This window comes from Streptomyces camponoticapitis, assembly GCF_014646115.1.
In the GTDB taxonomy this organism is placed as follows: domain Bacteria; phylum Actinomycetota; class Actinomycetes; order Streptomycetales; family Streptomycetaceae; genus Streptomyces; species Streptomyces camponoticapitis.
In genome coordinates this window covers 18108-30700 of record NZ_BMMV01000024.1, presented here as the reverse complement: position 1 = coordinate 30700, position 12593 = coordinate 18108, and the positions used below count along the sequence as shown (strand labels likewise).

Genomic DNA, 12593 nt, shown 5'->3' with positions numbered 1-12593 from the left:
CCGATCCCGCCGCCGTCCGCTCGGTGGTCCGCGGCTGCGGGATCGCCTTGTCGGCGGCCTCCGCCGCGGTGCGGGAAGCCGAAGGCCACCGCCAGCTCCGGCACGCCCCCCACCAGGGCCGGAGCCCGGCGCGGCGTCTAATCTGCGGGGATGGAATCGCAGGCGTACCTCTCCGAACTCTTCTCCCTCGAAGGCCGGGTGGCCCTCGTCACCGGTGGAAGTTCCGGCATAGGCAAGGGCATCGCCGAGGCCCTTGCCCGCGCCGGGGCGAGCGTCGTCGTCGTGGCGCGCCGGGAGGCCGAACTGGCCGCCACCGTCGTCGAGTTGACGGAACAGGGCTGCCGGGCGGCATGGGTGGCCGGCGACCTCGGTACGCGCGAGGGTGTGCGTGCGGCGGCCGACGAGGCGGCGGAGGTCTTCGGTGAACCCGACGTACTCGTCAACTCCGCGGGGATCAATCTGCGGCCTCCGATGGGGAAGACCGGCGACGACGTGTGGGACGCGACGATGGCGGTGAATCTGGAGGCGCCGTATCTGCTGGGCCAGCGGTTCGGGCCCGGCATGGCCGAGCGCGGTTTCGGACGGATCATCCATGTCACGTCCCAGCAGGCGCACCGGGCCTTCGTCCAGAGCGGTGTCTACGGCGTCTCCAAGGGCGCCTTGGAATCGCTGACCCGTTCCCAGGCCGAGGCGTGGTCGCCGCACGGGGTGACCTGCAACGCCCTCGTGCCGGGCTTCGTGCTGACGCCGCTCAACGAGCGGCTGTCGTCCGACCCCGAGCGGGTGGCCGCGCTCGCCGCGCGCACCATGATCGGGCGCAACGGGGTCGCGGAGGACTTCGCGGGCGCGGCCGTGTTCCTGGCGAGCCGGGCTTCCTCGTACGTCACCGGGCAGTCGGTCTTCGTGGACGGCGGATTCCACGTGCACTGAAGGGCGGCGGGTCCGTCTCCGGCTGTCGAGGGGGCGCCCAGTCCCGACCGAGCCCGGAATCAGGCCTGTTGGCGCGGGCGTTCGGGTTCGGGTGACTCGGCGACGCCGGCCCGTGCCGCCGACCGGCGGGCGCGCCGGGCACGCACGGCGCGTGTCACGCCCGGCTGGCCCAGCACGATGCCGAGGAACACCAGCACCAGCCCGACGCCCTGGCGCGCGGTGAGGGTGTCACCGGCGACGAGCGTGCCGAGCAGAACACCCGTGACCGGGTTGAGGAGCCCGATGAGCCCCACCGTCCCCGCGCTCAGATGCCGCAGACCGTTGAACCACGCGGTGAAGGCGAGTGCCGTCGCCACGGCGGAGAGATAGACGAAGCCGAGCGCCGCGCCGCCGTCCAGGACCGGTGGGGCTCCTTCGACGGCGACCGCGACGGGCACGAGCACGGCCCCTCCGGCGATGAGCTGCCAGGAGGTCAGCGCGAGCACGTCGACGTCCGGGCACCACTTCTTGGTGAGTATGAAGCCGACCGACGACATCGTCATGGCCGCGACGGAGGCGAGTACGCCGAGCGGATCGATCCCGGTCGCGTTCGTGAGGAGCATGACGCAGACGCCCGCGATCCCGACGCCAGCGCCGACGACCGGCAGTATGTGCGGACGTTCCGCCAGCAGTGGCCAGGCCAGCAGCATCATCACCACCGGAGCGGTCGCCATCACCGTCGAGGCGATGCTGGTCGGCAGGAGTTGCGCGGCCATGTAGACGAGGGCGAAGAACGCGCCCATGTTCAGGGTGCCGAGCACCAGCGCCTTCCACCACAGCGCGCCGTGCGGCCGGCGCCGGCTGATCGCCAGCAGCAGGATTCCGGCGGGCAGGGCCCGGAACACCGCCCCGTACAGGGGGTGGTCAGCCGGCAGATAGCGCTGTGTGACGAAGTACGTCGTGCCCCACGCGATGGGCGCGAGGGCGGTGACGAGTGACCAGCGGGCGGTGGATTCCATGGCGACGATAATATCTTCCCAGGAAGGTATTGTTCTCTGCATGGCCGAATCCCTTGACCTCCTCGACCGCGTCGACGGTGTCGACCGTGTCGCCCGTATCCAGCAGGAATGGGCCCGCGAACGTCCCGAAGTCGACGTACGCCCCCAGGGCGTGATCGGACGGCTGCACCGCCTCGGCGCCTATCTCACCGAGGAGTTGTGCGTCGTGTACCGGAAGTACGGGCTGGGGGAGGGTGACTTCGACGTCCTCGCGGCCCTGCGGCGAGCGGGCGCGCCGTACGAACGCGCCCCTGGTGAACTGGCCGAGCACACCATGGTCACCACGGGCGCGATGACGAAACGCGTCGACAGGCTCGAACACGCAGGGCTGGTCTCCCGGCGGGTGAGCGAGAGCGACGGGCGCGGCAGGGTCGTCGCACTGACCCCGGCGGGCCGTGCGCTCATCGACCGCGCCTTCTCGGAACACATGGCCAACGAGCGACGGCTGCTCGACGCGCTGACCGAGGACGAGGCCGATCAGCTCGAATCCCTGCTGACCAAGTGGCTGGCCGTGACGGAAGGCCGGCGCGACTGACCAAGGGCCCCATCGAGAGGACTTCTCCGCAAGGATCCCTTCGCAAAGATTTCTTCGCGAACAACTCTTCGCAAAGAGTTGTTCGCGGTCTAGAGTGCTCGGCATGACGGAATCGAACGACGCCCCGCGCGGTCCGAAGCACGAGTCGAACACGGTCGTCCTGGACGCAAAGGGTCTGCGCGCCCTGGCGCATCCGGTACGAGTCCAACTGGTCGGCCTGCTGCGGAAGTTCGGCCCCTCGACGGCCACTCGGCTGGCCGAGCGGCTGGGGGTCAACTCCGGCACGGCCAGCTACCATCTGCGCCAGCTCGGCGACGCCGGGTTCGTCGAGGAGGACACCGGGCGGGGCAACGCGCGGGAACGCTGGTGGCGCGCCGTCCACCAGTCGACAAGGTTCCGCGAGACCGACCTCGCGGAACGGGAGCCCGAGGCGACCCTGGCGTATCTCCAGTCCGTCGCCGCCGCGTACACCCTGCGCACCCAACGCGCGCTCAGCGAGCTCCAGACGATGCCCGACGGGTGGCGCGGCACCTTCGACATGAGCGACTGGTCGCTGCGGCTGACCCCCGACGAGACGGTGAATCTGCGGGAGGAACTGTCCGCACTCCTCGCCCGCTACCGGCCGGACACTCCGGAGACGGCGGACGAGGCACCCGAGGGTGCCCGGCGCGTCTCCCTCATCTCCCAGATCCTGCCTGAGCTGGACGCCCCCGACGCCGACGGCCCGGACGGCACCGGCGACGGCGATCCGGCTCCTGAAGGGCGGCGGGGGGAGACGCGGTGAGGAAGCCCGGGGGACGTACGGCGGGGGAGAAGGGAACCGGCAGCGCTTCGGAGCGGCGGCGTACGCTGCTGCCGCTCGTCGGCGTACTCACCGCTATGGCCGTGTCGTTGACCGGTACGCGGGTCTCGGCCATCGCACTGCCCTGGTTCGTCCTCGTCAGCACCGGCAGCGCCACTCAGACCGGTGTGGTGGCCTTCTGCGAGATGGCGCCGTACGTGGTGGTGAAGGCGTTCACCGGCCCGCTGGTGGACCGGGCCGGACCCCGGACCATCTCCTGGACCACCGACCTGGTGAGCTCCGCCGCCGCCTTCGCCGTACCCGTTCTGCACGCCGCGGATCTGCTCTCGTTTCCCCTGCTGCTCGTGCTCGTCGCGCTGATCGGCGCGGCGCGGGGGCCCGGCGATCTCGCCAAGGACGTCATGGTCCCGGAGGCGGCGGACCACGGCCGCGTACCCCTGGAGCGGGCCACCGGCTTCGCCGGGGTGACCGAACGGCTCGCCGCGACCCTCGGCCCGGCGGCGGGCGGCGCGCTGATCGCCCTCCTCGGTCCGCTGACCGGGCTGACCGTCAACGCGGCCTGTTTCGCGCTCGGTTCGGTGATCATCGGGCTGGTGCTGCCACGCGGCATGGGCCTCCCGGTCCCCCATCCTCCCTCGCCGCGGGACGCCGCGGACACCCCCGCGGAGCCGGGCTACTGGCGGCGGTTCGGCCAGGGCTTCACCTTTCTGCGAAGCGAGCCGCTGCTCCTGACGATCGTCGTGATGGTCATGATCACCAACTTCCTCGACGCGGCGTTCAGCGCCGTGCTCCTCCCCGTCTGGGCCAAGGAGTCGGGCAACGGACCGAGCGCCATCGGTCTCTGCGCGGGCGCGGGCGGACTCGCCGCGATCGGCGGCAGCCTGATAGCGGCGGGCGTCGCGCACCGGATGCGGCGTCGTCTGGTGTTCTTCGCCGGATTCCTGCTCGCGGGCGCACCACGCTGGCTGATCCTCGCCTCGCCCGCACCGCTGTGGACCGTGGTGGTCGTGTTCGCGATAGGTGGCTTCGGCGCAGGTTTCCTCAACCCCATTCTGGCGGCGGTCAGTTATGAACGCGTACCCCGCCGTCTGCTGGGCCGGGTCAAGGCGCTCAGTGGCGCGCTCTCTTGGTCCGGGATGCCGCTCGGCGGACTGATCGGCGGCGCCGCCGTGGCATCCATCGGACTGGCGCCCGTGCTGTTGGTGGGAGGGGCCGCGTACTTCCTCACGACGAATCTCACCGGACTGCGGCCGGAATGGCGGGAGATGGACCGACTGCGCGGCAAGGGCCGGGCGGCCGACGACCCTGCCCTACCCACGCCGCGTCGGACGCCGGACTCCGCCAAGGAGCCGGAACCCGGCGCCGGGCTGACGCGCAACGTCAGGTGATACGCCCGACGCCTCGCTCGGCCGGGAGAGCCACCGCTCCTCCCGCTGGGGCGTGTTTCGGAAGTCCTGCGATCGCACGCGCCGACGAGTCGTCAGCCGCTTCGCGGCGGGTGTGAGCACCGTCCTTGGGGCGGACAAGGCCACTTCTGAATCCGTCCTAGGTTGTGTCTTCGAAGTAGCGCTGTCCGCCCGCGGGGCGGGGCCCGCGGCGGCTGGTGCGGTCGCCTCGCGAGGCGGAGGATCGTCCTCGTACCGGGCGTACTCCGATGCCTTCGAGAAAGCCGCCAACGCGGCGAGGTGCCGTGCCAGGCGTCGCGGGCCAGGCGGGACTTCGAAGACGCGACTTAGCGCTGTCCCGCCAGCCACTCGTCGAAGGTGGTCGGCGCGATACGGGCGTTCTCGCCCGCCAGCATGACGTTGCCCGCCATCTCCGTGCCGAAGATGGCCGACCACGTCGGCACGAGCCTCACCGTGTGTCCGCGTGCGTCGTTGGTGCGCCGCGCCATGTCCACCATGTCCTGCGGCTCCGGCCCGACGACATCGACATACCGTCCCCTCGGCTCGCCCGCCGCGATCTCGGCGAGGACGTCCGCCACGTCCGCGGGCGCGATGGGCTGCATGAGCAGCGGCGCGACCATGGCGACACCGTCCCGCTCGGTCCAACTCGCCACCATCGCGGCGAAGTCGTGGAACTGCGCGGCCGGGACGATCGTCCACGGCACCGGCCCAGCCGTCACCAGGCGCTCCTGCTCCCGCTTGCCCGCGTAGTGCGCGGTGCCCTCGACGCGGTCGACACCCACGATGGAGAGCAGCACATGGTGGCGGACGCCGGCCCGCGCCTCGGCGGCGAGCAGATTGCCCGTGGCGGTGCCGAAGAACGCGATCGTCCCGGCCCGGTCGGCCGGCGGGCTGTTCGTGACGTCCACGACGGCCTCGACGCCGGTCAGCGCGTCGTCGAGCCCTTCACCCGTCGACAGGTCCACGCCCAGCGAGCGGCTGATCCGTACGACGTCGTGACCGCCGCGTTCGAGCGCGGCCACTGTGAGGGTCCCGATGTTCCCGGTCGCTCCGGCCACTGCGATCCGCATGGTGCTCTCTCTTCTCTCGAAACTCTTCTCCTGTATCCCGCTCGGACAGTAGCAGAATCATGGATGAAAAAGGTCCACAATATCTGCGATATGATCGGTGTCGTGAAGCTGCCTGTGAGCACCGAATGGGTTCTGCACTGCGCCTCGTCGTTGGCGCAGCTCGCCCCGGGGACCGGTGCGTCGACGGCGCGGCTCGCCGAGTACTACGACCTCCCGGCCCCCTATCTCGCCAAGCAGCTGAAGACGCTCGTCAGGGCCGGCCTGCTGACCGCGACCACCGGGCCACGCGGCGGCTTCCGGCTCGCTCGGCCCGCCGCCGAGATCACCCTGCTCCAGCTGGTCGAGGCCGTCGACGGCACGTCACCGCCGTACGAGTGCCGCGAGATCCGCAGGCAGGGACGCGGCGCGCTGCCGGCGGAGGAGTGCCGTCGCACCTGTGTCCTCGCCGAGAAGATGGCGGACGCGTACGAGGCGTGGCGCGACAGCCTCGCCGGGGTCACCCTGGCGGACATCCTGGCCACGCTGCCCCCGTCCGCACCCTCCCGTACCCGGCTGGGTCTGACCGGCACGCCGTAGCGCCGTAGCGGTGGGCACTCGCCCGTCGGCGCCGTGTGCCGCGTGTCGTACGGAATCCGCGCGCCGACTGTGTGCAGGGTGCTGCTCATGAGACTGCGGGCCGCGGACAGCGACGACAAGGGTGGCTCCAGGCGTGGGGCGTTGACCGTTGTGTGGGATCTGCGGAAGGACGCGACCGTCACCCAGACACTTCGCTCGACGGTGGCCTCGACCCTCGCCTACCTCGTCGCCCTCTGGCTGAGCAGTGAACCCGCGCCGCTCACAGCGCCGCTCACCGCGCTGCTCGTGGTCCAGGTGACTCTCTACTCGACGCTCACCACCAGCGTGCGACGCGTGAACGCCGTCGTCGCCGGCGTGCTGATCGCCATCGGATTCAGTGCCCTTGTCGGGCTGTCCTGGTGGAGCCTGGCGCTGATCATCCTGGCGTCACTCCTCGCCGGCCGGGTCGTCCGCGCGGACGAGTTCGTGCCCGAGGTCGCGATCAGCGCCATGCTCGTCCTCGGTGTCACCCACGCGGCGGCGGCGAACACCGCCTGGGACCGTGTCCTGGAGACGCTGATCGGCGCGGTGGTGGGCCTGCTGTTCAACGTGTTCGCGCCTCCGGTCTGGATCGGCGCCGCCGGGGAGTCCATCGAGGGGCTCGCCCGGCGGATGCGCCGGCTGATGCGCGACGTGGGCGAGGAGCTGACCAGCCCCACCCCGGTCGAACGCGCCGCGGCCCGGCTGCACGAGGCGCGCCGCCTCGACCAGGGCATCTCCGAGGTGGACGCGGCGCTGCGCCAGGCGGAGGACAGCCTGCGGCTCAATCCGCGCGTCAAGGAGGGGCTGCTGCACCGGGTGGTGCTCCGCACCGGCCTCGACACGCTGGAGATCTGCGCCGTGGTGCTGCGCGTCATCACGCGCACGATCACGGACCTCGCCAAGGAGCGCCAGGAGGAGGACCTCTTCACGCCGGAGGAGGGAGCCGGCCTGGAAGAACTGCTGTCACACATCGCCGACGCGCTCGTCAGTTTCGCCGTGCTGGTCACGACGCAGACGAGCGAGGCCGCCGAGGCGGCGGAGGACCGCCTCGCCGGCGATCTGAGCGCAGCCTCGGGGACACGCGAGAGGGTGGCGAATCTGCTGCTGGAAGGCGTGCAGCGGCACCCACGGCAGTGGCAGCTGCACGGCGCGCTGCTGTCCGAGATCGACAGGCTGCTCGACGAACTCGACACCGACCACCGGTCCCAGCGCCTGCTGGAGGAGCTGGACAAGTCCACCCGGGAACAGCGCGAGAAGCACCCTCAGCTCACGGCGTTCGCCGCATGGCTGCGCGGGGTGAGACGGCCCACGGTGAAACGGCCGTCACTCGGGCGCCGCCGCGGGCGGGACAAGTCCTAGGTCGTGTCTTCAAGTCCCGCCCGGCCCGCGACGCCCGGCACCTCGCCGCGTCGGCAGCTTTCTCGTAGGCATCCGAGTACGCCCAGTACGAGGACGATCCTCCGCCTTGCGATGCACCGCACCAGCCGCCGCGGGCCCCGCCTTGCGGGCGGACAGCGCTACTTCGAAGACACGACCTAGAGGGTGTCCTGCCGATCTTGCCGGGGTCGCGGCGGCCGGCACGCGCGCTTGCCGCGTTGTCGGGTCGCCCGAGTACGCCCGGGCCATCCACAACGCCGATCCTGCGCCTCGCGCTCGCAGGCACCGACGAGTCATCAGCGCCTCGCGGCGGGCGTGAGCCCCGCCCTGCGGGCGGACGTAGTGCCTTCCGAAACACGCGCTGGGTCGCGTCTTCAAAGTCCCGCCCGGCCCGCGACGCCCGGCACCGCACCTCGCCGCGTTGTCGGAGACGTGCGAGTACGTCCGGAACGAGCATGATCCTCGCGCCTTGCGATGCACCCGACCAGTCGCCGGGGACCCCGCCCCGCGGGCGGAGGCGCTACTTTGAGGACACGCGTGGCGAGCCGGCGGTGCCGGACGCGGCCACGATGACGTCGTCCAGCACCTCCCGCGTACGGACGAGTTCGGCGATCCGCGCGTCGATCCTGGCCCGCTGCCGCGTCAGGTCGGCGACGAGCCACGGCGTCGCCGCCTCCGACGGGCCCCCGTCCTCGTCCCGCATGCACGGCAGCAGCTCAGCGATCTTCCCGCTGCACAGCCCGGCCGCGAAAAGTTCCTGGATACGGATCACCCGGTCGACCGCCCGCTCGGAATACGTGCGATGGCCCGAGGGCGTACGCGCGGAGACGAGCAGTCCCTGCTCCTCGTAGTAGCGCAGCGAGCGTTCGCTGACGGCCGTGCGTCTCGCCAGTTCGCCGATCTTCACGCTTCCTCCCGGGTCCGCACCGTCGCCGCGACGGTGGCAGGGATTGAACCTGACACCAGTGTGAGGTCTTACCGTCCCGCCATGACGAAAACGACGCTTCTCGCCCCGTATTCCCTCGGCCCCCTCGACCTCCCCAACCGCATGGTGATGGCCCCCATGACCCGCTACCGCGCGGCCGTGGACGGCACGCCCCTGCCGGTCGTCGCCGACCACTACGCCCAGCGTGCGGGCGCCGGACTCATCGTCACCGAAGGCATCTGGCCCAGCAGCCGGGGCCAGAGCGGCTGGCGGCTCCCCGGCCTGGAGACGGCGGCGCACATCGAGGGCTGGCGGGCCGTGACGGAGGCGGTGCACGCCGCAGGGGGCCGGATCATGGCCCAGCTGATGCACGGCGGCAGGCACGGTCACCCGCTGTCCCGGATCGACGGGGACATACCGAGCGGCCCGTCCTCCGTGCGCGTCCCGGGCCCCGTCCACGTACGGGACGGCCGTAAGGTCGATCCCCTCCCGCCGCGCGAGATGACGCACGACGACATCCGGCAGGCCGTCGAGGACCACGCGCAGGCGGCCCGGAACGCGATGGCCGCCGGCTTCGACGGGGTCGAACTGCACGGCGCCAACAGCTACTTGATCCACCAGTTCCTCGCGGACAACACCAATCTGCGTACCGACGGCTACGGCGGCACGACCGAGGGCCGGATCCGTTTCCCCGTCGAACTGGTCACCGCGGTCGCCGACGCGATCGGAGCCGGGCGGACGGGGCTGCGGCTCTCCCCGGGAAATCCCCAGTTCGGCATGGCCGAGGCCGACCCCGCCCCCGTGTACCGCGCGCTTCTCGACGCGGTCGACGGCCTCGGGCTGCTCTACCTCCACCTCACCGACAACGACACCTACCCGGCGCTCGCCGATCTGCGCCCCCGCTGGCACGGCCCGCTCGTCGCCAACATCGGCGAGAACCACGACCCGACCACCCGGGAAGGCGGCGAGGCGGTACTCGCCGAAGGGCTCGCCGACCTCGTCTCGTACGGCAGGTCCTTCATCGCCAACCCGGACCTTCCCGAGCGCTTCTCCGTCGGCGCGCCCCTGAACACCATCGACGAGCGGCACCTCTACACGCACGGTGCGGAGGGCTACACCGACTATCCCGCGCTGTCGCGGGAACTCTGCTCCGCGCGCTGACGCGGCACGACGGGCGGGACGGCGGCACGGCCTTCGTACGGATACCGCGAGGCCGGACCGACCGACCGACCGGCAGGCCGGCCTCGCGGACCCGTACCTCAGAGCGGAAGCACGCAGACGGCGACCGGAGACCTGAACGGGTCGCCCGCGGCAGCGAGTTGGCCGCTCTCCTGGTCGACATGGAAGACGGAGACGGCGTTCGACCGCTGATTGGCGGCGAAGAGCAGCGTCCCGTCGGGGGAGAGGGCGAGCTGCCTCGGGTAGTCACCGCCGACGGGCACCGTGTCCAACAGCCGCAGGCCGGCGCCGTTCTCCTCCACCGCGAAGCGGGAGAGGCTGTTGTGGCCACGGTTCGCGAGGAACACGAACGCGCCGTTGGCGGTGATCACCGGCTGGGACGGGAAGCTGCTTCCCGCGCCGCCGGCGCCGGTGGGCAGCGGTTCGCCGGGGGTGAGGGTCCCGCTGTCCTTGTCGTAGCCGCAGACGGCGATCGTGTTGTTCAACTCGTTTGCCAGATAGGCGAATTGGCTGGACGGGTGGAAGACGAGATGCCGCGGCCCGGCGCCCGCGGGCAGCGTGGCGTACGCGACCTGGGAGAGCGTGCCGGCCGTCTCGTCGAGGCGGTAGGTGTAGACGCTGTCGGTGCCGAGGTCGACGGCGAGCACATGGCCGCCGTCCGGGGCGGTGACGATCTGGTGCGCGTGCGGGCCGTTCTGTCCCGGCCCCGGAGCCGGTTCGGAGTGGGTGACCAGATCGGTGCGCTCGCCCAGGGCGCCCGACGCCTCGATGGGATGGACGGCGACGCTGCCGGAGCCGTAGTTCGCGCTGAGGAGCCAGCGCCCACCGGGGTGGACGGACAGATGGCAGGGCGATGAACCGCCCGTGCTTCGGGTGCCGAGGACCGTATGGCTGCCGTCCTCGCCGAGCGCGATGGCGGTGACGCCGCCGTCCTGGCGCTCGTTGACCGCGTACAGGGTGGTGCCGTCGGGGTGTACGGCGAGGTACGAGGGGTCGCCGACGCCCTGGAGGGTGCCGGTGGCGGTGATCTGCCCGGTAACCGTGTCGTACGAGGCGAGCCCGATGCCCGGACCGCCGCTGGAGGTGTACGTGCCGATGAACAGCGGCCCCGTGGCGAGGGATCGCCGGGGGCGGGTCGCCGTAGCCGTGGCGGGCCGGGCGGCCGTCCGGCCCGGGGGCTGGTTCGCGGTCGCCGTGGCGGCGGGCACCGAGACCGTCGCCACGGCCGCCGCCAATATGCTGACGATCCTGCGGCGGCTCGGCCCGTCGGCCGGCTTCGCGGCCGGGTCGGACTCTCCGGTCGCTGTCGCTGTCTCTGTTCCTGTGCGGTCGCTTCTCATGCCGGGCACCTCGTGTGACTCGTGGGGGGAGTGCTTGCCGGTGTTGTGGCAGACACCCTTCCGCCATCCCGCCCCCGTCGGCAAGAGCCCCTTCGGCGGCGTCAGTCGCGGAGTGCCACGGCGTCGCCCATCACGATCACCGGCCGCTTCGCGGGGTCCAGTTCGCGCAGGAGGTCGACCATCCGCGTCCTCGACAGCGAGACGCAGGCCTGGGTGGGCCCTTCGTGGTCGACATGGATCCAGACGCCGCCGCCCTTGGCGAGCCCGAGGGGGCGGGTCTGGTCCAGCGGAGTGGTGCCCGACGTGCGGTTGTAGTCGATGGCGACGACGTAGTCGAAGGAGCCTTCCAGCGGCTCACCCAGGAACCCGGTGCCGGGGGCCTCGAAGTCCTCGCTCTCGTCGTACGGGAGTCTGGCCCCCGGGTCGGGCAGCCGGCCTCCGGCGTCGCCGAGGGTGAAGACGCCGATCGGCGAACGCAGGTCGTCGGCCTGGTGGTTGTGGGTCCAACCGCGCAGCGCGTTGTGCGCGGGCCAGCGGTTGGTGACGGGCTCCCAGCCCGTGTCCGCGTTCCGCTCGTACAGCACGACACCGGACTTCGGCGAGTTCCTGCCCTCGCCGGTGACCACGAGCGCCTGACGGCTGGCGACGGGGATGCGGGAGCGGGTGAGCGGACCGAGACCTGGGATCTCACGGACCCAGGACGCCTCCACCGGTTTCCCGGACAGTCCCCGGGCCGCCTCGTTCGCCGCGCCCCGGGGTTGCCCCGGGGCGCCCTCCTGCCGGAAACCCTCGGCCGACTTGCTCTCCGTGACCGGGCTCCTCTTGGTGGCCCGGCTCTCCGCCCGCTGTTCGGCGCCTGGTGCGGGCTCCGCCTCGGCGCATCCGGCGAGGACGAGGCAGGTACACAGTGAGGTGAGGGCCAGGGTGCCTCTCGCGAGAGGGAGAGCGCGGGGGAGAAGGAGCATGGCGAGCCTTTCGTGGGTGCAGGCGGACGGTCCGTCCTCGTCCGCCGCGTCTCTCTGCGCCATGAAACGCGATCATCGTCTGATCCGACCGCCTCGAGATGCGCGATCAGACACGGACCCGGAGATTTCCCCCGTACTGCCTAACAAGCCCTCGGAGGACGTCGGCTCGAACGCGTCCGGGGGCCTTCCGGCTCTCGGAGGCTTCCGTCATTGGTGCGAGCAAAGGCGACCGGGGGCGATTGGTCACCCCGCGGGCGATTCGCGAACACGCGTGGTTTCGGCAGACCGAAAGCCCGGCAAATTGGTTGCCCGACAGGGTTGTCGGGGACATGACGGGGTTGCTTGTCTTGACGCGTCGCGGATCGTCGACGCGCGTCAACTCCGCCCCACCGGACCGGCGTACGTCTGTCGTGCGACACACCTGTTGTCG

General features: G+C 71.2%; 12 protein-coding genes. 7 read left to right on the top strand and 5 right to left on the bottom strand.

The genetic code is table 11. The features are described 5' to 3' along the window. The first annotated feature begins 150 nt into the window (after positions 1–150). A complete protein-coding gene (locus IEY79_RS29325) occupies positions 151–930 on the top strand; it encodes an SDR family NAD(P)-dependent oxidoreductase (protein WP_189110656.1) in 780 nt (259 codons plus the stop codon). Positions 931–989: 59 nt separating this feature from the next. On the opposite strand, the gene IEY79_RS29320 is transcribed toward IEY79_RS29325, so the two are convergent. Beyond that, positions 990–1928, bottom strand: coding sequence for a DMT family transporter (locus IEY79_RS29320; protein WP_189110655.1), 939 nt, complete (start codon positions 1926–1928; stop codon positions 990–992). A gap of 40 nt (positions 1929–1968) precedes the next feature. Between IEY79_RS29320 and IEY79_RS29315 the strand changes: the two genes are divergently transcribed. From IEY79_RS29315 to IEY79_RS29305, 3 genes are all read left to right on the top strand, one after another. Beyond that, positions 1969–2502: a MarR family winged helix-turn-helix transcriptional regulator gene (locus IEY79_RS29315; protein ID WP_189110654.1), complete on the top strand. Its 534-nt coding sequence runs from the start codon at positions 1969–1971 to the stop codon at positions 2500–2502. Between the two features lie 103 nt (positions 2503–2605). Next, the gene (locus IEY79_RS29310; protein WP_189110653.1) at positions 2606–3286 is read left to right on the top strand and encodes a helix-turn-helix domain-containing protein; all 681 of its coding nucleotides are present in this window, start codon (positions 2606–2608) and stop codon (positions 3284–3286) included. Positions 3287–3381: 95 nt separating this feature from the next. After that, positions 3382–4692 carry an MFS transporter gene (locus IEY79_RS29305; RefSeq protein WP_189110729.1) on the top strand — a complete coding sequence of 437 codons (1311 nt, stop codon included), beginning with the start codon at positions 3382–3384 and terminating at the stop codon, positions 4690–4692. 344 nt (positions 4693–5036) lie between these two features. Here IEY79_RS29305 and IEY79_RS29300 read toward each other — a convergent pair whose 3' ends face one another. Beyond that, positions 5037–5780 (bottom strand): SDR family oxidoreductase, encoded by a 744-nt coding sequence (locus tag IEY79_RS29300; RefSeq protein ID WP_189110652.1) that lies wholly within the window; start codon positions 5778–5780, stop codon positions 5037–5039. 102 nt (positions 5781–5882) lie between these two features. Between IEY79_RS29300 and IEY79_RS29295 the strand changes: the two genes are divergently transcribed. Next, a complete protein-coding gene (locus IEY79_RS29295) occupies positions 5883–6356 on the top strand; it encodes an RrF2 family transcriptional regulator (protein WP_189110651.1) in 474 nt (157 codons plus the stop codon). Positions 6357–6443: 87 nt separating this feature from the next. Then, entirely contained in the window at positions 6444–7736 is a 1293-nt protein-coding gene (locus IEY79_RS29290) for an FUSC family protein (protein WP_189110650.1), read from the top strand. A gap of 538 nt (positions 7737–8274) precedes the next feature. Here the strand turns inward: IEY79_RS29290 and IEY79_RS29285 are convergent. Then, on the bottom strand, positions 8275–8661 hold the full coding sequence (locus IEY79_RS29285) for a MerR family transcriptional regulator (RefSeq protein ID WP_189110649.1): 387 nt from the start codon (positions 8659–8661) through the stop codon (positions 8275–8277). A gap of 81 nt (positions 8662–8742) precedes the next feature. Between IEY79_RS29285 and IEY79_RS29280 the strand changes: the two genes are divergently transcribed. Then, positions 8743–9840, top strand: coding sequence for an alkene reductase (locus IEY79_RS29280; protein ID WP_189110648.1), 1098 nt, complete (start codon positions 8743–8745; stop codon positions 9838–9840). A 98-nt stretch (positions 9841–9938) separates the two neighbouring features. On the opposite strand, the gene IEY79_RS29275 is transcribed toward IEY79_RS29280, so the two are convergent. Both IEY79_RS29275 and IEY79_RS29270 read right to left on the bottom strand, forming a co-directional pair. Beyond that, entirely contained in the window at positions 9939–11198 is a 1260-nt protein-coding gene (locus IEY79_RS29275) for a lactonase family protein (protein WP_189110647.1), read from the bottom strand. A 101-nt stretch (positions 11199–11299) separates the two neighbouring features. Further along, positions 11300–12163: a hypothetical protein gene (locus IEY79_RS29270; RefSeq protein WP_189110728.1), complete on the bottom strand. Its 864-nt coding sequence runs from the start codon at positions 12161–12163 to the stop codon at positions 11300–11302. Positions 12164–12593: the final 430 nt, after the last annotated feature.